This is a genomic window from Bradyrhizobium sp. CCBAU 51753 (genome assembly GCF_015291565.1).
Lineage (GTDB): Bacteria > Pseudomonadota > Alphaproteobacteria > Rhizobiales > Xanthobacteraceae > Bradyrhizobium > Bradyrhizobium ivorense.
The window spans coordinates 2,369,437-2,389,119 of the sequence record NZ_CP030037.1 but is presented as its reverse complement, the minus strand read 5'-3'; the positions used below and the strand labels follow the sequence as shown (position 1 = coordinate 2,389,119).

Here is a 19,683-nt window from a genome sequence, read left to right as displayed (position 1 = left end):
GGTCACGTAAGAAGCTCGCTATTCGCCGAACCGTCGGTCAATCTGGAATGTGTTGGTGCGCGGCATCCGCGCTCGGCTTTCCTCGCCAGACCGCGCGGGAGCAGACCGAAGCGGAATGGCGCCATCGTTAGCGGCGAAACGATCGCGCAGCTCGCACGTGTCGTTGCAGCCAATGCCATGGTCGACATATGCCCGGACATCCCAATCGGGCGGTTGGGCATTACCGCATCGGAGGGCTGGCCATCGATGCGTGAAAGCTCATCGATGGCACACGCAGCTGGCACCAGATCAACTTCGGTCCTATGCATCTTCGACCCGCCTTGCATTGCGATGGACAGGCGCGCCATTTGGCCAGTCGCCGGAAACATTCGGCATCCGCGATCTGCGAACGCCGCTTGGTCGCGACACTAAGGTGAGGCTGAGCAGGCCCTCAAGTGTACGCGGGTAAACCGCCGATATGGAAAGGGATGGAACACGCATACGAAGGTTTATCGAGGCCTGCCGAGCGTCGCAGCGCGTGATGGTCGCACCTGGAAGAGGCGCAACTCGCGTGCGGCACAGATGGCCACTTCCCAAACGGATTCGGCAGGTGCTCGCACGTCCAGGAGTTTTTCTCGGAGCCCGCGTACGACCAATAGCCATCGTGGCATACCTAATTCATTTTCCAAACTGATGTTTGCTATCCAACATTCCGTAGTTTGGTAAAATCGATTGTTTCGATAGAACACATCCACACGATGGATAGACTCACGACATGCGGTTCAATGGACTTGATCTAAACCTTCTCGTTGCGCTCGATGCTCTGATGACGGAGCGCAACCTCACCGCGGCGGCACGCAAGATTAACCTGAGCCAGCCCGCGATGAGCGCTGCGATCGCGCGGCTGCGCAGTTATTTTCGCGATGAATTGTTTACGATGAGAGGTCGCGAGCTCGTCCCAACGCCCGGCGCGGAGGCGCTTGCGGGTCCGGTTCGCGAGGCCCTGCTGCACATCCAACTGTCGATCATTTCTCGGGATGCGTTCGACCCGACCCAGTCGAGCCGACGCTTCAGGGTCATTCTCTCCGATTTCATGACGATCGTATTTTTTCGGAGAATCGTCGATCGTATGGCGCAGGAGGCGCCTGCGGTGCGCTTCGAATTGCTGCCATTTTCCGATGAACCCGGCGAGCTGCTTCGCCGCGGCGAAGTCGATTTTCTCATTTTGCCAGAATTGTTCATGTCGAGCGCGCATCCTAAGGCGACGCTATTCGATGAGACCCTCGTATGCGTGGGATGCCGCACGAACAAGCAGCTGTTGCGACCACTTACATTCGAGAAATACAATTCGATGGGGCACGTCACCGCCAAGTTCGGACGGGCACTGAGGCCCAACCTCGAGGAGTGGTTCTTGCTCGAGCACGGCTTGAAAAGGCGCATCGAGGTCGTTGTGCAGGGCTTTAGCCTGATTCCGCCCATATTGTTGGACACGGACCGTATAGGAACAATGCCCTTACGTCTCGCCAGACACTTCGAAAAGCGGATGCCCCTGCGGATCGTCGAGCCACCACTCCCACTGCCGACATTCACCGAGGCCGTGCAGTGGCCTGCGTTCCACAATACCGATCCGGCGAGCATTTGGATGAGGCGGATATTGTTGGAGGAAGCATCCAACATGGGATCTGCGCATCGGGAGCCCCCAACGCGCAGGCGCTGCTAGGTCCGCCACAAGCCGCCGCCTCGGCAGATGCAAATATCCTGCTAATCATTCGACGTGGCTGCCTTGTCATTTTAACTTCCCGGACGGCCATGCTGCAAAACGCACGCGCGAGCCGGCCCGGGATTGTGAACGATTGCCTGCCCGTGCGCTTAACGATCCCACAAAGCGTGGTGTAGTGCGCTTGTACTGCACGCAAGGTCCGACGCCATCGCGCAAGGACGCGAGCTTTCGAGTACGATGGTATTTGGCGAAGCCAATTAAATCGCTTGAACCCGACACTGCGTCAGGTTGTAGTTTTGCCTCCTGACCAACGCTGCGCCGGCGGACGGGGCACATCGGGCGACCCCATGGCTATGGTGGGAGAGGCACTTAGGCTGGTTTGCCAATGGCGACTCGACTAAGTCGAGTTGTGAGAGTGCCTGGAATCGACGAGCTCGATCAGGCTCGCGTCCCCGACGGGCTCGAGCCGTAGGTCGTCGTCCGAGCGCACTGCGCGCCATTCTGCGATGATCCGCGAGCTTTTTTGCAATCGCACGAGCGGAACGGAGTTGATTCGGACGAGCCAATGACACTGCTTCAGATGCAGCCGTTGTCACTCATTGATGCACTGTAAAGACGATCGCGTCGGATAATAAGATATGCGTTTCAACGGCCTGGATCTGAATCTTCTCGTCGCCCTCGATGCTCTAATGACCGAGCGCAGCCTTACCGCAGCCGCACGCAAGATTAATCTCAGTCAGCCGGCTATGAGCGCAGCCGTTGCCCGGCTGCGTTCCTATTTCCGTGATGAGCTGTTTGCGATGAGAGGCCGGGAACTTGTCCTGACCTCACGCGCAGAGGGACTGGCGGCGCCCGTTCGCGAGGCGCTGACGCACATCCAGCTCTCCATTATCGCGCGGGATGCGTTCGACCCGGCGCAATCGAACCGGCGGTTCAGGATCGGCCTGTCTGATTTTATGACGATCGTATTCTTTCGACATGTCGTCGAGCGTGTCGCGCGAGAAGCACCCGCCGTCAGCTTCGAACTGGTGACGCTCGCTCATGAGCACGATGAACTTTTCCGGCGCGGCGAGCTTGATTTTGTTATCCTCCCGGAACTATTCATGTCCAGCGCGCACCCGCGGATAGCCCTGTTCGAGGAGAGGCTTGTGTGCGTAGGCTGCGGCACGAACGGACAGCTACGGCGGCGGCTTACATTTGATCGATACATGTCAATGGGCCATGTTGCGGTTAAGCTCGGAGTTGCGCGCAAGCCTCCCATCGAGGAGTCGTTTCTGCTCGATCGCGGCCTCAACCGACGCATCGATATTCTCGTGCAGAGCTACGGCATGATCCCGCCCATGCTGGTAGGCACGAGCCGGATAGGGACCATGCCATTAAGGCTCGTTAAGCATTTCGAAAGGACGATGCCCCTTCGGATTGCCGAGCTTCCGCAGCCGTTTCCCACCTTTACCGAAGCGGTCCAATGGCCTGTCGTTCACAACAGCGATCCGGAAAGCATCTGGATGCGCGAGATATTGTTGCAGGAAGCGGCTCGCATGACATCTGCGAGTGATGATTGCTCCATGATCTACGCCTCAGAACAAGTGGATACTGAAGGAAGCTTGACGAGAGTTGCCTCGCGGCTATCGTGAGGACTCCTGAAAACGTGTGCGAACCTTGTATCCGGCTGCATGTCTGGACAGCCGCGCTTTAGACTTCTCCTGCTTTAACTCATTCTTGGTTCATGAACGTCCCGCGGCTTCGCCGCCCAGGCGGCCATCATGACGTTATTGCGAGGTTCGCACATTGGTATCACGCCCGACGTGCGGGCGGCGGCTCAAGTCCGCCTGTTGCTTGTTTTAGAAGGCCACACACCGAAGGAACGAGCACCACGCACTCGAGGCCTCGCTCAAGCCAAGCCCTCGCCTTTAGCGCTGCAACTAACATCGGCTCGGGGCGCGCCGTCCACGCCCAGAGCCAGTAGTGCTCGTAATGCACGGAGCCGATTCGCTTCGCCCAGTCGCACATGACGCGCAGCCGGCGTGCCTACCGATTGTACAGATGACGGGAATCGCTCGTGCGATTTTGCAAGACACCACGCACCTGTGTTGCCTTGTCGCATCACCTGAAAGGGCACCGCATCTTCATCGCTCCGCGCCGCCGGTCTGACTTCTTTTGGCCCTACCGCGGCCAAACGTCTTGACGACGTGCGCTGCCTTGGCGCAATGACAAACAAGGAGCCGAACGTTGGAACAATACAGCGGCGTATTCGATCCGGAAGAACTCTCTGTCTTAGGAAGCGTCTTTGATGTCGCAATCAACGCGTTACCGCCGTCGATGCGAACGCCTGAAAACCAAACGGCAGTCGCCAAACTCATCTTGGATCGTACAGAGATCGGCGCGTCTAGGCTGGCATGCCTGATGAACTTGTTGATCACCATTTCACCTAAGGGTTGATCGCCAACCATTCTGAGGATAGTCACCATCTCTTACGCTGGAATGGAAGACGATCCAGCTAGAGCTTTGAAATAGCTTGAATCATACGTGACGTCAGGTTGTAGGCTTTGAAATTGAACAACATGAGCAAAGCTACACCACGACGCCGTCGATGGCGCATTGGCGAACTTGCAGAGGCGACCGGAGTGACGGTGCGCACGCTGCATCATTATGAACATACGGGACTCTTAGCCGCGTCCGAGCGTACAGACGGCGGTCACCGAATGTACGATCGTGAAAGCGTTCAACGGGTTCATCAGATTCGCGCGCTACGTGAGCTTGGCTTCTCCCTTCACGAGATCCGCAAGGCGATGGAGGGCACGACGTCACTTATTGATCTGCTGCGCAAACATTTGGAGCGGATCGAACTTCAAGTCGCTCGAGCGACCCTGTTGCGAGATCGTTTACGCGACATGACGACGGGCAGTGAGATCCAGGTAAGTGTAGATGAGCTGCCTGCCACCTTGGATGCGATGTCTCGGGTCGAGACACGTCGTCAGACGTCCCGATGTACGTGCACATTAGCTGCAGAGCGCGAGGAGCGGTGGCGGCGGATCCGCGACGAACTGCGTGATTGCATGGATCGGGGCGAACACCCTTGTGGTGAGCGAGCAAAAGCTGTTGCGGTTGCAGCGCGATTGCTGATCGGCGAAATCGCCGGAGCCGATTCACGCGTTTCGACGATCCTGAAGGTCCTTGCGCGGTTGAGTGCTCCCCGCAGTCTGGCTGGTTGGGACCCTACTCTCATGCAGTATCTCGACCTAGCCCTTGCCGGGCTGGAGGATCAGCCGTACTGACGGCTTAGGCGTAGCGACGCGCGCAGCACGTCGCCGATCTTTGCGCCGAGGCCATGGCTGGATAGTTTCACAAAGGGGCTTGAACCGCACGTAACGTCAAATTGTAGGCTCTACCGTGGTCGCGGTGTGGCCAGCTGACGCGCATGACTTGGCTTGGCAGAAGAAATCCCACCGAGGCCTGGAAGCAAGTCGAGCCGCGAGCGCTGGCGGTTCACTTCAGCTGAGCATTGGAGCTCTACAATGTTGGGTCGGTGTTACGCTTTGGCTGCCAGTGCAGCCCTACTCTTCTGCGCCGTCGGCTCGACCACGCGTGCCTCGGACGTCAATATCGCCGTGGCTGGTCCCATGAGCGGAAGTAGCGCTGCGTTTGGCGCACAAATGCGCGATGGAACGGCGGCCGCCGTCGATGCCTTGAACGCCTCGGGCCTATTTCCCGATACCAAGCTCATATTGACCGTCGTCGATGACGCCTGCGACCCCAAGCAAGCCGTCGCAGTTGCCAATAAGCTTACAACCGAGCGCGTCCGGCTGGTCGTTGGTCATTTTTGCTCTTCTTCGTCGATCCCGGCCTCCGACGTCTACGACGAAGCAGGCATCATTCAAATGTCACCCGGCTCGACAAATCCTCAGCTGACAGAACGTGGCCTTAAGACGCTGTTTCGGATCTGCGGTCGTGACGACCAACAGGGTCTCGTTGCAGCTAAGTACATTCACGCAAATCATCATAACGAGACGATCGCAGTGCTCGATGACAAGAGCACGGCCGGTAAGGGCGTTGCTGACGTGGTTGCGGCACAGCTTCAGAGATCCGGTGAGCACGTCATTCGAAAAAGCTATGTAGCCGGCGAAAAGGACTACGCGGCGCTGGTCTCAAGAATGAAGAAGGATGGGGTGCGGGTCGCCTATATCGGCGGCTATCATACCGAAGTTGGACTGATCGTACGTCAGGCGTCAGAGGCAGGTGCTGGCCTCATCGTCATGGCAAACGATCCACTGATGACGTCTGAATTCTGGGCCATTACCAGCAGTGCGGGAAATGGCACATTGTTCACCTTCATGCCCGACCCCGTCAAGAATGCCAACGCAGCCGGCATCGCGGCCAAACTCACCGCTGCCAACCTGTCAGCCGAGGGCTATACGCTTTACGCCTATGCAGCCGTCCAAGCATGGGCAGAGGCGGTCAAGCGGGCCGGATCTTTCGATGCTCGACGAGTGGCCGACGCACTTCGTTCGCGGCCGATCGATACCGTGATCGGCCCAGTCCTGTTTGATTCCAAGGGTGACAACGCGGCTCCTGGATTTCTCGTTTACCGGTGGCGCGACGGGCATGTTGAAGCCGTCGAGCAGAACTGATCGGGCCGACGCGTAACCTTCCACAATTCAACCAGTGACACAGATGATTAAGCACCCTCACGACCTTGGTGAAGCGATACTCGCCAGCACTCTTGTACTCGCGGCTTTCGGAGCATTTCTCGCGCTCGCTGCAGCGCTCGCGGAGCTGCCTGATGTCGATGCAACGGGGGATGAGTTACGTCCGATGATCGACAAATAGTACCCGTGCCAACCCTCAGTGTTGCAAATCGGCCTTGGCAAGCCTCTTTTCGGGCTTGAAAGGCAGGAAGTTGCAGCAGACTCCGCTGAACTTGAACCTTCTAGAATCCCCTCCGACCCACGCTTCGTGCTGGCGCGCGGCAGATGACCTCTTATTGGCCATTTGCTCCAGCTGGAGCGCAAGTCCTGCCCCAAGAACGGCGGACAGATGAAGCGATCGCGATCGAGATTCACGGAAGAGCACATTATCGCGATATTGAGGGAGCATGAGGCTGGCGGGAAAGCGGCCGATCTAGCTCGCAGGCACAGGACCTCTGAAGCGGCGATCTACAATTGGAAAGCCAAGTATGACGGCATGGACGCTCCTGCGACCAAGCGATTGAGGGCCCTGGAAGAGGAGAACGTGAAGCTAACGATGCTTCTGGTGGAGCACATGCTCGGTGTGGCGGCGCTTCGCGAGCTCCTGTCGAAGTAGTGATCAGACTGCCATTTGCAGATTCTCATGACCCAATCGCATCGTGCAAGCTCATGGCTTGCACCCAACGAGAAGAGTCAAAGGCAGTCAAATAGCGAACGAGCCATCTTTGAGACCGACGGCATCAGGCAACTGGGACTCCTATTCCACAAACGGAGATGATCAAGTGAAAAACAGCCCTCATTCAAGACTAACGTGCGGCATTTTCGACCATTTGGACGACGACGGCCGCGATGTCGCGCGACAATACGAAGATCGCCTCAAGTTGGCGGAGGCGTGTGATTCTCTCGGATTTTACGCTTATCACCTAGCCGAGCACCACTGCACACCACATGGCAGAGGGCCGTCGCCGAATCTATTTTTATCAAGCGTCGCGCAGCGTACCCAAAGACTGCGCGTTGGTCCGCTGGTCCTGTTGCTCAACCTCTATCATCCTTTGCGCGCATTCGAAGAGATCTGCATGCTTGACCAATTGAGCGGCGGCAGGCTTGAGCTCGGTATCGGACGTGGCTCCCTGCCGACCGAATGGGGCTATTTCGGCGTCAGCGCGGACGTGGCGCCAGAGCGTTATGAGGAAGCGAGCGAAATCCTAAATGCCGCGATGAAGGGGCATACGCTATCCTATCACGGACGATTTTTTGAGCTGAGCGAGATACCTTTGACCATGAAGCCTCATCAGCATCCATATCCGCCGACCTGGCTCACGAGCAGTCGGACCGAATCGGCGGAGTGGGCCGCTGCAAATGGCGCCAATCTGGCGTGCCAAGGCCGCTCCTCTGCTGTTCGAAACATTACGAATGCGTTCCGCTCGCATCGGGCGCGCATGACAGACGCGGACGAACGGGAGCCGTTTCTTGGTCTGCTCCGCATGGTCGTGATTGCGCAGTCTGACCGAGACGCCCATGTAGCAGCGGAAACCGCTTATCAGCGATGGCTCGAGAGCTTTAGATTCGCTTACGAGTTGAACGCCATTCCGACACCACCTAACCTGCCGCTGACCTTCGATGCAGCGCTCGAGAACGAATTGTGCGTCGTCGGAACGCCAGCTTCCGTCCGACAGCTCCTTCTTAACCAGATGGAGGAGGCAGGTGCCAACTACCTACTTTGCCAGCTTGCCTTCGGGAACCTGCCGCTAGAAACTTCTCTATACACCGCAACCGCCATCAGGTCCGAAATCATCGCTAGTTTTGGCCGACAATAACTATCCGATTTTTGCACCTCAGAGAGGCTGCGCATCGCGACCTCCATCTATGACCGGCCGCCCTGTCGAAGGCGCAAATTCAGGGCCTCCTGCCTTACTCAGCAGGAGGTCCACGGACCGATGAGGAGCGAATCGCCGCGATCACCATCGTGGCGGCCTCTCGGCCGATGTCGTCGGCGGTGACGTCAACTGATTCGGAGAGCTGCGGCATGTCAAGCGAACTATATTCATATGCCGCCGGCCTCATGCGTCTTGGAGAACGGATCGACCCCGATCGCGCGCGCTATCCGCGAGCTGGATGCATCCCATCAAAACTTTCGATTTTACCGTTCTTAACCAAATACCCCATAGTCAATCGCCGATTTTCGGAAAGCGCCCTTCACGAACCACGTGTGACAATGAACCCAATTTGCTTAGAGCATAGTCGCAGGGCATCCCCAGCCACGCGTGCCTGCATCCCCAATGAGACTTCCCCATCCTGCAAATCGCGGCACGTGCCGCCCACATGTAGTCGGATTGCCCATCGCAGCGTCCCACGCGCCACCTACCGCGTAGTCGCCGACCTAATTGTCGTCATGCCGAAGGCGCTGCAGGAGATTGGCCCTCACGTAGTCTTATTGGCTGGGGTCTATGCGTGCGCCGGCTAGACTTCGGACAAGCGAACTGCGCCCTCGGCCAATGCGAACCGGACTTGTTGCCCTGAACCGCCAGCCCATACCGTCAAGCCGGTGCTGTGACGGCCTCCAGGAAATACCTGTCTGTCAGCTATCCGGCCACCCCATCTGCAAGACATATTTCTCCGGTCACGAGAAGACACTGCTGTCGACTTGCGTGACCAGACGGGCTTCGCAGTATTACTGCTCGCGCCCCTACGTCATCGTGGTCAGGGATTCTCACTCCGCTCGCGCCCTCAGTGCTACTCGGCGCCGGCCGCCTCCACCCGCTTTCTGCAAACTTGCACCGTGGTCATCTCATTCTATGCGCTGTTCGCGACTGACTGCACGCCTGCACAGCTTTCTGCAGCGGCAATCAATTCGTTCTCGTCACGTGCCTGCAGCCCCGCGAGCGGGACAAAGGACGCACCTCTTTACTTAACCTACCCTGCTTTTAATTGCTCTGGAGCAACACTGTGGAACTCGACCCTTCCAATTCACGCATACAGAACCTGAAGCACCGCATCGACCTGCAACTGGACATCGTTGCCGCCCTCATCGGCGAAGACGGCAACGAGCTCGAAGCGGTCCGGCTGCTTAACGCACTCACAAACGAAATGATAAATGCGGAGCTTGCGCTCGGTCAGCTCGGCGATGCGAGGACCGGTGGGCGCACTGGCGACGGGCAAACAGCGCGAACGTCGGCGGACCGCGGCATCTATCATCCAGAGGACCTTCAGGTTTTGGGCCAGCTTTTCGATCAAGTAGTGGCGGCTTTACCTGAGGCTCTGCGCACGCCTGCCAACCGAATTAAGATCGCCACGCTAATTCTGTCGCGTGCAGCGGAGTGACGTTCGATTCCGTGTTCTCCGGCCGTTGACGACGCGCTGACAATCCATTCATAGCCGGGCCGACGGCGCGTTGAAGTTCTGCGCGCCGAGTACGCAGCAAGGCTCAGGATTGAATCGGCCTATCGTCTCGCGAGCGAGCGCTTCCGTTGCCCTGTCATATTGCAACCGTCCCGCATCACCGCGGGGCCGAAGAGATGCTATCGCGCCGGAGAGACGCGATTGCCTCTCATCTCAGCCGGACTTTCTTGTATCAAGTACTTCGTATTTATCATGCCTTATATGCCGCAGCTCACTCCACAACCATAGCGAATGAACGCGAAGCAAACGTATGTGGCGAAGCATAGGCACGGTTGTCTCGTCCGGTCTAGTGTTTGACGTTGGCCTGTTTGACGTTGGCCTCGATGGTTCCGCGCTTTGTGTTGCGGCAGCACTCTTACATCCCGCAACGCACTACAGTCCACAGTGCCTTGCGGGACGACACCAACCAGATCATCGAAATTGCCCGCATCACGTCACCGTCTTCTCTTCCGCACACCACTTGAAGCAAAACGTAACACCACGCAGCCATGCGCACGGGTCGAACAACAGAAAGGCGGCCGTGCCGTCGACACATGTCAGAACGCCAACAAACACTGTCCGGAATACGTCACGCGTTTAGAAGATGAATCGTACAAAACGGACAATACTGGATTCAAACGCTTCGTATTTCGAGGCTTCGGATGTGGTGAACGGTCAGCACGTCCGCTACCTAATCTGGACCGCCCTTCTGGTTTCTTGGATTGGCCACCACCGACCGCAAGCAATTCGGGCAATTCAGCAGGAAAGCGCACAACAACCCACGCACACCTCAAGTGATACAGAATCATTCGAATTGAGTTTGGCACTACGACGTTCGGTCATCCGCGCTTCAATAAGCGTCTATATAAATCTCATCGGAGCCCCGAAAGTAGCTCGATACGCGAACGCGCCTGCGGACCCGATCTCTTGCTTGATAGGCCACCGGCACTCGGTGCTTCGAAAAACGCCACTTCTTCGTGTTTAAGATATCGATTGGAGTTTGAGATGGATCAGATCTCGTCAGATCAGATGCAGGTGCCAGAGGTTCTCGTGAGCGTCGCATTTGACAAGGCGTGGCGCTTTGTCGAGAAGGATCCGCTACTGGCACATAATCACAAGACGGTGCTTCATAGCCGATTGCGAGCTTCCCTGGAGTGTTCGATCAGGAACGGCGAACGGAATACCTTGCAGCTGGCGAACGAGGCGATTCGCAGATTACGCGCAGAACTGACAGCCTCGAGCAAGCAGCAAGATCGCTCATAACTTCCGCGGCAAGAACGATCAGCCATGTCACGGCTCTCCGCGATCTTAGGTCGCAGATGAGCATTCTCTATATATCGCTGTCGAATTATTCTTCCACGACTATTCTGCGCCGAGCCGCTTCTCAACCAATGCAGCTGGTGCAAAGCTCCAAGCGCTGGGCCAATCAGCTAGAAGTCAGGTAAGCGACGACGAGGCCGGACAGGCTCGCTGTTCCTTTGCGCGACACTGTGCATACGAAGATTCTACCCATGCCCTAAGCTCGGCACGAGCTTGTACAACTTCGGCGTAATGCCTCGTTAAGCGCTGCCGCATCCGCAAGGGCGCGGTAAAATAGCTACTAGAAGTAGGCCAGCCACGCCGGGCTTTTTGGCTCCTCCTCGGGCGCACAGAGACCGTTGAGCATCGTGCAGAAGTTGCGATCGGCGCGGCATTGACCTTCGCTCATTGTGCGCGCCTCTCGGATAAGAGTATCTTGGTCTGGCTGTGCATGGCGATGGATGCGCGCTCAACAATCTGACGCAGCGTTCGGTTCAACCCTTTTCTTCCGAAACAATGTTGTGCTGCAGTTACAGCAATTCGCGACGATGTTGTTAAGACGCACAGCGCCGGGGGGCATCGAAAGGAACAACACTCGAATGAAGAATTTGCTGATTCTGACTGCATGCGTCGGCGCACTCGGTGCGGCCGCTCCCGCATTTGGCGCGGACTTCGCCGCGCAGCACCTCAACGTCAAGGCGCCTCCGCAGCCGGTTGCAGCCCTAATTACCGACTGGACCGGCTACTATATCGGTATCAATGGGGGCTGGGGATCGAGCCACAATTGCTGGGATTTCAATGGCGTCACTCCCGAGGGCTGCCACAATGCGGCTGGGGCCACCGTCGGTGGCCAGATTGGCTATCGTTGGCAGATCTTCAATACAGTCTATGGCATCGAGGGTCAGGGCAACTGGGCCGATTTCAGCGGCTCCAATGTCAGCACCGCCTTCCCCGCAGATGTCATTGGCACCAAGACGGATGCATTCGGCTTGCTCACCGGTCACATCGGCTACGCGTTCAATGTCGTTCTGATCTACGCTAAGGGCGGTGCTGCGGTGACCAGCAACACCTATCACATCAATTCAGTGACTACTGGAGCCGGGATTGCCAGGAACGACGATGTGCGTTGGGGTGGTACGCTAGGCGCTGGAGTCGAAGTCAGCCTCACGCCGAGTTGGTCGGCCGGCGTTGAGTATGACCACTTGTTCATGCAGGGCAGCAGCGTGCTCTTCCCAACATCCGGCGTCGGCGATCGCGTCCACCAGGACGTCGATCTCATCACGGCACGGCTCAATTACAAGTTCAGCCCGGCGTTTGGCAGATAGTGATATCCACACGCTTGCGGCGTCGAATCGAGATCCCCGACCGTCGGTCGGGGTTCTTTCTTCAAGTTCCTTTAGCCAACAGGCACCCCGGCCGGCTTTTTCGAAGCACCAGTCGTCCAAGCTGAAGCATAGGCCAGATGAAACGCAGCGCCGTGCTCCAACACTCGTTGAGGGCTCCGCCTCGACGCGACGATGGGTTGCAATCGCTTGCCTCAACAGAAGAGCGGGCTCTGCAACTTCAGTAAAAATGGGCCGCGCAAAGACTTGCCGGAACCCGGGAGCAACAATTAACCGTTGGCGTCGCTTGCTCCCCATTCAAGTGAGCGATTCAAAGAACATTGAGGCGAATCGCCATAACGATTGCCTGGATCCGGCTGGTCGCACCCAACTTTCGCATCGCATTCTTGATATGAAAATTGACGGTATTCTCGCTGATATCCAAGATTCTCCCAATTTCCCATGACGATTTTCCCTCCGCCACCCACCGCATGCAACTGATCTCCCGCTGCGACAGTGCCACCTTCTTCTCTCCATCATTATTGCAGGGGCGTGCGATCTCGCCATGGGCGGTATGAAAGAGCGAAGCCAATGCGTTGAGATGGCCGATGCGGTCCTGAGGATCAACATCGTCAGATGGAGATGCGAACGACACCACCGATACTCGGCCCTGCGGCCCAAACAACGGCACGCTCATGCCATGCTTCAAGCCGGCCTCTCTGGCCTCATCCAGCACCCGTCTCTCATCGGGTTGAAGTTGATAGTGGTCGGCGAGTTGATCCCACAAAAACGGCCGCGAGAGCATCGGCGTGCGCCGTACCACCGGATCGATAGTGTGATACTTGCGTTTGAAGTATCGGTCGCACCAATCTGGTGGCCACTTCACGGCCACGGTTGGGGGTGGATATTCCGCCAGCCGAAGCGGCTCGACGAAGTTGAGGGCGCCATAAGCAACTTCACTAAAACCCTCCTCGGTGGCGCAGCTTACAAGGAGCTCGAACAGCGCTCTGAGCGAATGCGTCTGGTTTGCGCATTCTGTGAAGCTAAAGCGATCCATGATGGGCGGCCCAGGACGCCGATCATGGTCGGTGCCGCTGCGTTCGATTGCGCTTGTTTCAGGCGGAGCCAAGTTGCATTCCATGGCCTGAACTCCTGGGTTTGCTCTACGTGAAGTCTGGAGCGCTCGCATGCTGCCCTGACGCCATTTCCACATTCGGTGCCTTGCCGCCAACTGCGACGGCGTGATCGTCTCCGTCAAACAGCCGAGGCGCCGCCGCTATCCTGTGTCTGAAGCCGAACAACGCGACGCAACCGCAGCGCCTATACCCATTCAATGTGATCCACCCGTCTCGCCGGTGACGCGCTGGCAATCCAGGAATCGCCGCAGGGTCGGCCACTTTGATTGGTCTGCGCTCTCGATCTCTAACGCACATTCGTCCCGAAAGTCTAAGCGCTGGTTTGGCCGCCGTGCGCGGCCCGCGGATTTGAAGCAATCCGATCGTTCTAACGGTTCAGCCGGCGACACGAACCAAACAGCACGACCGGCTGCGGCGTCAGCAAAGGTTAGGTTGAATCGTGCGCAACCAAGGTCCGGCGCGAATGAAGCTTCACTGCACATCAAGGCCGAGCACGAGCAGACTATAGGCACTGAGCGTCCTGAACGAGGTGAGCTCGGGCACGCCGACCCGCTCGCCGGCGCCGGGTTCCGATTGCGTGATGTCACCGTCGATACTCTGCTTGCCGGCGAAGGTGATAGGGGGTCCTTTTTCTTGCCTCTCTTGCGAATTGACATCACCAACCCTTGGCCGATCCTGGGCCCCTCCGCGGCGTCGAGGACGCGATCGATAAGCAGCATGCAGCAGAAACCGCAAAAGGTAACGACCTAGCATCAATGCGCGGCCTCTGAGGGGCCTCGGGCGCGCAGGTCCGGCGCGAATAAATCGAAGGGGCGAATAGAAGTGGTGTCAACGATGCGACGAGAGATACGCGATGTCGCAAGAGCTCCTTGACGCAGAGGACACGTTGCATGTGCATCTCCAGAAGGGAGAGGACTTGGGATCGGACCAGCAAGTGTCATACCAGTTTTTGTGGTTGCACAATCAGCCATGGAAACAATGGTTTGGCAGACAGGCGGTTCCCGTACATGGCGCATTGAAGCAATCGTGACATCGGGAGGAAACGCGACAGCACCATTTGCCGAGCCGCGGCACTAATTGATCCAGATCAAAAAGAATGTCGGTCTCGCGACGGCAGCCGCTCCAACGCGTCGGTGTGCCAGGCGCAGCGAACTTTTGGCCTGAAAGCCACGGAGAGCGGTCGATCAGAGATCGACGACAAACGCGGGCCCGATCACCGGCACCCGACCTTGCATGTGTAACGGCTCGGAATGCGACCGTGGACGCCAGGCGAGGCCGGCAGTACTGCCTACCCGACATGTGTTGTGCATCCACTGGCAGCTGCAAGAGTTTTGAGCAGTCCAGTCAACTACCAACCTTGACAATTGATGGAGACGATCGACACATGGCAATCGTCATGCAAGTTCGACTGACTATCGGTCCGGCCGCGCGCGGCCTGGCCAAACTCGGAATTCACAGCAACAGCCCCGACGCGAAAGACAATTGCACCTCGCCTCGGGAGGGCATCCTTGATGCGGTTCGCAACCAAGGCGAAGAGCGTCGCCAAAACCGGTGAAGTATGTTTTCTCTGGTCCTGGCGATCATCTCACTGCTCTATACGACCGTTGGCCAGGCGGGTGGCACTGCATTCCTCGCGCTAATGGCTTTTGCTGCTCAGCCATCGACAGAGATGCGCCCGACGGCGCTTGGTCTCAACATTGTTGTCGCAACCTACTCTACGTGGGTCTTCAACCGCAACAAAGTCGTCGACTGGATAATGCTGCGTCCGCTTCTGCTCTCATCGATGCCAGCGGCGTTTGCCGGCGGCCTTATGGTGCTCGGAGAAGACATTTATAAGACGCTGACCGGGGTCGTCCTTTTGCTGGCAGGAGCCGTGATGATCATGCGGCGCGGAGGCGCCGCCGATCGCATTTACGAAAATCCGCTCTGGGGAACGGTGAGCATTGGAGCGACCATTGGCCTGGTTTCCGGCCTGACCGGCGTCGGCGGCGGAGTGTTCCTCGCCCCGACGCTCATCGCCCTGAATTGGGCGTCGCCGAAGCAGACCGCCGCGCTGTCGCCCCCTTTTATTCTGGTTAACTCCGCAATCGGCTTCGTCGGAGCTCTTCTCGCTGGTCAATTTCCGTCTTCGTATTTCGGGCTTTACGCCGTCGCCGCTCTGGGGGGCGCCGTCGCCGGCACGATGATCGGCCTGAAATGGATGAACCAGACAACTGTCAGGTTCATCCTGGCGGCGGTTCTATTCGTTGCCGGCATCCAATTGGTTTGCGTATGATTGCGCAGCTGAAGCGCGACCAATGAAGACCTGAACTGCATAATCTTGCGAAGATTGATAACTGCAAATGCGACGCAAAAACAAGCGACATTGCTGAGGCGGAGCAGAACCGTATCGTCAGATAGTGACTGCATGTGAGAAGCTCGTCGGGCTCGCATCCGGGACTAGCAAAGCCTGACACTTCATCGTGAATTGGTGACCTGCTTGTACTCAGCGATGGGACGCCGCCGAGCCAAGGCGCCCCGACGCACTTTGCCGGGGTTGGAAGTGCGCCGGGTCCGCCCCAACATCATCAGTACATCCGTGACGATGCTTGCGGCAATGAGACAAGCAGCGTGGCGGAATTGAGGCCCATGCATTTTTTTAAGCTTGGCGTCTAAAATGCTTTTGTGCGCGGCTCCAAGTGACTTGAATCTCACGCAGCGTCAAGTTGTACGATCTCGCACTTGTCGCGCCTCATCTAATGAGCAACTTCTTGTCCATGGTTCGCCGGCCGGACGCGTACCTGCTCATGGCATTTATCTAAGAGGTGCTGCCTATAGCGAAAGTGAGCGACGAGAAGCCACTCGCTTCACCGGACCTGCACGGGATGTAGTTTGCCTCGCGGTGATGGTTCCAGAGGGTGGATCACATCCACGCTCTGCTCATAAGATAAGTTTATTCTTCGCACGACATGCCAATGATGCGCCACCTGTTCCCGTGTCGCGCGCTCGTCCCTGGATACTTCTCACGCCACGGCAGGCCTCAGGTAGCGATATCGAGAACGGAATTTCGATTTTGAAAAAGGTTCGGACCAGTTGACGTAACTCAAAGACACAGGAGGGTGCATCGGTCAGCTTTGCGGCTGTATGAGCATGGGAAGCCAAGCCTTGCAGACCGCACTCCTGAACAAATATTGCGATGCTCGCCTGCCTTGGTACACCATTTACCCAACCGTACCGGATTTCTCCACGACGATCGGCGCCAAGACTAGTCAGACCTGGTTGAAGCGGCTGCCGGCCGGCGAACCCGTATCGCTCTATCTCCACGTTCCGTTCTGCGGGTCGATCTGCTGGTACTGCGGTTTTCCCACAAGCCTCACTCGCAGCGAACGGCAGATTCGCAATTACTTGACGTCGCTGCGGGAGGAGATTCGTTTGGTTGCAGAGCAACTGCCGCGCGCCTTGCCCGTCAACGACGTGCATTTCGGCGGCGGAACGCCGACCAGCATTGCGGCGGTCGATTTCCTAGCTCTGGTGGAGCTCTTACGCCGCTATTTTGCCTTCAGCACATCGGCTAGCGTCGCCATCGAGATCGACCCGCGCGCGTTCACAACCGAGATGGCGGAAAGCCTAGGGGCAGCCGGGGTCAACCGAGCGAGCATCGGCGTGCAAAGCTTCGACCCCGAGGTTCAAAGGGCGGTCAACCGCCTTCAGAGCGAAATGCAGACGGCTTCTGCCGTCGAAAGTCTTCGCCAGCAGGGAATAAACCGCATCAACTTTGACCTGCTCTTTGGACTGCCGCACCAGACTGTGCAGTCCTGTGTCAACTCGGCAAGGACGGCAGTGGCGATGCGACCCGACCGGCTTGCGGTCTTCGGTTATGCCCATGTGCCCTCCTATATGAAACGTCAGCGCCAGATCGATGAGACGGCACTGCCGGACAATGTTGCCCGCGTCGAGCAAGCTGCGGCCATGGCGGAAACGCTGGTGTCTGCCGGCTACCGCCAAATCGGGCTCGACCATTTCGCCTTGCCGGGCGACGAACTCACGCTGGCACAAAAAGCTGGGCGGCTGCGCCGCAATTCACTGGGTTATTCGTCTGATACCTGCAAGACCGTGATCGGCCTTGGTCCGTCAGCCATCGGCCGTCTCCGTGACGGGTACGTTCAGAACGAGGCCGAAACCGCTAATTATAGCCGGCATATCAGAGCTGGCCGTCTGGCAACATCGAAGGGCTGCTGTCTCACTGAGGAAGATCGGCTGCGGGCTGCAATTATCGAGCGCCTGATGTGCGATCTGCAGGCCGACGTGCCGGCACTCTGTGCTGCCCACGGATTTGATCCGATCGCGTTTCTCGATTCAGCCGACCGCTTGGAAATGCTCATCGAGGACGGGATAGTGGAGATCCAGTCCGGCTTGATCCGCGTCAAGCACGAGTATCGTTTTGTCGTGCGCGCCGTCGCTGCCGCATTCGACGCTCATCTCGACCGCACACCCTACTAAGCACGCATCCGAGCACGATTTCGATGCGTCAACGCTGCTTGCCAACGAATGATTGAAACAAGCGGTGCGGGATGCTGTCGGCTGCATTGATGCGGATCACCCCAGCGTGCGTGACCTTGGGGACGACGCCGCGTTCGTAGGCTTCGGCTATCTATCGCAACAGCCACTTTGCGAAACGTCGGCTGACCTCCGTGAGCGCGGCTAAAGGACTCGGCCACGCCTGTAACAGCCTTGACATGTCAAGGCCCGCCCGTCTTCTGTCCTGCGCTCACTGGCGCACCTCCGACAGAAACGGGCCCTTGTGGTTTGGACCGCTCGACGCGCTTCTCAGTGCGCTTCTTGGCCGGGCTCGAAGCAGCTTGTGGGGGCGACGAAGAAGTGACGGAAGGAGCAGGAGACACAGGTCCTAGATTCTGCAAGGAATCAATACGCGAAGCCAGCACCGTGATCTGCTCTAGGATCTCGTTGAGGTCCTTGCGCTGAGCATCGATGTGCCGGCTGAGCTCTGCAATATCCTCGCTCACCTTCTCCTGCGCCCAACGTAACTCGGTTAGGGATGTCCTGTCCTCCGCTGACAGGTCCACTGCCGAATCTGCGGGCCGGGCTGCCTGCGTCTCGACAAATTCTGCGAGGCTGCCGCCAAAATGGGCTGCTGCCGCACACAAGCCGACGAGGACAAGAAGCAACACCAAACCCCAGCGAATGCGCCTTGACGAGCCATATAAGAGCGACCGCATGTCTGAAGCGGCCGCCTGATCAACCATCTCCATCGTTCCTTGCCCGACTTTCCCGTTTCGATAGGCTTGTTTGGTTGATCCGAGAGCTCGCGATGCTCACGCATCCCAGCGAGCCGCGCCCCCCCCCAACAACATTCTTCAACTCGCCGACCATTTGCCCCTTTGGCTCCAATGAAGCGGCCCGTCTTGACCAAGGCAAAGCAAACACCCTACGCGGAACTCCTGCATCATAGGGCTGGCGGTAGGCAATAGTTCTCATCCTCTCGGCCATGGTGCAGCATTGTCGCATCATCCACGATAACCTTGCAGATTTTGCACCCTGCCGGCGCCTGCTGCGAACCGGCCGCTATTTCCTTGTCGGACTCTCGGCTTTCCGCGCTGCCGAGACCGGCAACTCCGCAGCCAGGTGCTACGGAAAACGCGCCGCAACGGCGCTTGAGCCACTATGCTAGTGGAGCGGCAAGTGTTGAGCATGGCCAACTACCAATCCTGGCAGGTTGATCGAGACGACGGACACATGGCAAGCGTGGCCCACGAACGTTACGGGATCACAGCTAGGAACTCGGAATGTACCACGGATTTGGCTGTGCCAACGGAGCGGATAGAGTTGGCGATTGCTTGCCCACGGCCACCAGAGTTGCTCGAGACCTGATTCCCTCGTTGTTCTGGCCACCTTCATGGACGTTCTCGCGCGATCGCTGCGCGAACAGATTCCAACGCTCTATGAAAATTGCGGTCGTCGATCGCTTTGTCCTTGGCGGACCGCGATACCAAGACAGCTTCGCTAAGCCACGGCTCCGGTTTGGCTGGCATTCGGTGGCTGCCACTTCGTCGAGAAAGGCACATTTGAGCAGTTATGCTCGGCAAGGCTGCAATCCTCTACCCCGCAGTGGATCAAGCTCGAGGTTCGAAATGTCTTGGCGGCGAAGACAGCTGCGGCTCCGCGCG

14 protein-coding genes and 1 pseudogene are annotated in these 19,683 nt (G+C 57.8%); 13 read left to right on the top strand and 2 right to left on the bottom strand.

From position 1 onward, the window contains the following. The first annotated feature begins 754 nt into the window (after nt 1–754). From nodD1 to XH93_RS10665, 10 genes and pseudogenes are all read left to right on the top strand, one after another. Complete coding sequence (gene nodD1, locus XH93_RS10710) at nt 755–1,699, top strand: transcriptional regulator NodD1 (RefSeq protein ID WP_194473454.1); 945 nt, start codon at nt 755–757, stop codon at nt 1,697–1,699. 638 nt (nt 1,700–2,337) lie between these two features. Then, nucleotides 2,338–3,333, top strand: a complete 996-nt coding sequence (gene nodD2 / locus XH93_RS10705) for a transcriptional regulator NodD2 (RefSeq protein WP_194473453.1) — start codon at nt 2,338–2,340, stop codon at nt 3,331–3,333. A gap of 595 nt (nt 3,334–3,928) precedes the next feature. Then, complete coding sequence (locus tag XH93_RS10700; protein WP_194473452.1) at nt 3,929–4,138, top strand: hypothetical protein; 210 nt, start codon at nt 3,929–3,931, stop codon at nt 4,136–4,138. Between the two features lie 122 nt (nt 4,139–4,260). Further along, nucleotides 4,261–4,974, top strand: coding sequence for a MerR family transcriptional regulator (locus tag XH93_RS10695; RefSeq protein WP_194475095.1), 714 nt, complete (start codon nt 4,261–4,263; stop codon nt 4,972–4,974). Between the two features lie 261 nt (nt 4,975–5,235). Further along, on the top strand, nt 5,236–6,327 hold the full coding sequence (locus tag XH93_RS10690) for a branched-chain amino acid ABC transporter substrate-binding protein (RefSeq protein WP_371814976.1): 1,092 nt from the start codon (nt 5,236–5,238) through the stop codon (nt 6,325–6,327). 406 nt (nt 6,328–6,733) lie between these two features. After that, nucleotides 6,734–6,997, top strand: a pseudogene (locus XH93_RS10685) (transposase); the annotation flags it as partial. A 169-nt stretch (nt 6,998–7,166) separates the two neighbouring features. Continuing rightward, the gene (locus XH93_RS10680; protein ID WP_194473449.1) at nt 7,167–8,201 is read left to right on the top strand and encodes an LLM class flavin-dependent oxidoreductase; all 1,035 of its coding nucleotides are present in this window, start codon (nt 7,167–7,169) and stop codon (nt 8,199–8,201) included. 1,129 nt (nt 8,202–9,330) lie between these two features. Next, a complete protein-coding gene (locus tag XH93_RS10675; RefSeq protein WP_194473448.1) occupies nt 9,331–9,705 on the top strand; it encodes a NolY in 375 nt (124 codons plus the stop codon). 1,062 nt (nt 9,706–10,767) lie between these two features. Next, entirely contained in the window at nt 10,768–11,025 is a 258-nt protein-coding gene (locus tag XH93_RS10670; RefSeq protein WP_194473447.1) for a hypothetical protein, read from the top strand. A gap of 635 nt (nt 11,026–11,660) precedes the next feature. Next, nucleotides 11,661–12,386 carry an outer membrane protein gene (locus XH93_RS10665; RefSeq protein ID WP_194473446.1) on the top strand — a complete coding sequence of 242 codons (726 nt, stop codon included), beginning with the start codon at nt 11,661–11,663 and terminating at the stop codon, nt 12,384–12,386. A 328-nt stretch (nt 12,387–12,714) separates the two neighbouring features. On the opposite strand, the gene XH93_RS10660 is transcribed toward XH93_RS10665, so the two are convergent. Next, nucleotides 12,715–13,440: a LuxR family transcriptional regulator gene (locus XH93_RS10660; RefSeq protein WP_194475094.1), complete on the bottom strand. Its 726-nt coding sequence runs from the start codon at nt 13,438–13,440 to the stop codon at nt 12,715–12,717. Nucleotides 13,441–14,903: 1,463 nt separating this feature from the next. Between XH93_RS10660 and XH93_RS10655 the strand changes: the two genes are divergently transcribed. The 3 genes from XH93_RS10655 (at nt 14,904) to hemN (ending at nt 17,998) form a co-directional block, all read left to right on the top strand. Then, on the top strand, nt 14,904–15,074 hold the full coding sequence (locus XH93_RS10655) for a hypothetical protein (RefSeq protein WP_194473445.1): 171 nt from the start codon (nt 14,904–14,906) through the stop codon (nt 15,072–15,074). Nucleotides 15,075–15,077: 3 nt separating this feature from the next. After that, nucleotides 15,078–15,794, top strand: a complete 717-nt coding sequence (locus XH93_RS10650; RefSeq protein ID WP_194473444.1) for a sulfite exporter TauE/SafE family protein — start codon at nt 15,078–15,080, stop codon at nt 15,792–15,794. 869 nt (nt 15,795–16,663) lie between these two features. Next, complete coding sequence (gene hemN, locus XH93_RS10645) at nt 16,664–17,998, top strand: oxygen-independent coproporphyrinogen III oxidase (protein ID WP_194473443.1); 1,335 nt, start codon at nt 16,664–16,666, stop codon at nt 17,996–17,998. A 239-nt stretch (nt 17,999–18,237) separates the two neighbouring features. Here the strand turns inward: hemN and XH93_RS10640 are convergent, their stop codons facing one another. Continuing rightward, nucleotides 18,238–18,762, bottom strand: coding sequence for a hypothetical protein (locus XH93_RS10640; protein WP_246799564.1), 525 nt, complete (start codon nt 18,760–18,762; stop codon nt 18,238–18,240). Between the last annotated feature and the right edge of the window lie 921 nt (nt 18,763–19,683).

What these genes read in the sequence shown, in the direction of transcription:
- XH93_RS10660 (WP_194475094.1), bottom strand. Translation starts at nt 13,440, where the DNA reads ATGGATCGCTTTAGCTTCACAGAATGCGCAAACCAGACGCATTCGCTC.
- XH93_RS10665 (WP_194473446.1), top strand. Translation starts at nt 11,661, where the DNA reads ATGAAGAATTTGCTGATTCTGACTGCATGCGTCGGCGCACTCGGTGCG.
- nodD1 (WP_194473454.1), top strand. Translation starts at nt 755, where the DNA reads ATGCGGTTCAATGGACTTGATCTAAACCTTCTCGTTGCGCTCGATGCT.
- XH93_RS10640 (WP_246799564.1), bottom strand. Translation starts at nt 18,762, where the DNA reads ATGGTTGATCAGGCGGCCGCTTCAGACATGCGGTCGCTCTTATATGGC.
- XH93_RS10650 (WP_194473444.1), top strand. Translation starts at nt 15,078, where the DNA reads ATGTTTTCTCTGGTCCTGGCGATCATCTCACTGCTCTATACGACCGTT.
- nodD2 (WP_194473453.1), top strand. Translation starts at nt 2,338, where the DNA reads ATGCGTTTCAACGGCCTGGATCTGAATCTTCTCGTCGCCCTCGATGCT.
- XH93_RS10655 (WP_194473445.1), top strand. Translation starts at nt 14,904, where the DNA reads ATGGCAATCGTCATGCAAGTTCGACTGACTATCGGTCCGGCCGCGCGC.
- XH93_RS10695 (WP_194475095.1), top strand. Translation starts at nt 4,261, where the DNA reads ATGAGCAAAGCTACACCACGACGCCGTCGATGGCGCATTGGCGAACTT.
- XH93_RS10670 (WP_194473447.1), top strand. Translation starts at nt 10,768, where the DNA reads ATGGATCAGATCTCGTCAGATCAGATGCAGGTGCCAGAGGTTCTCGTG.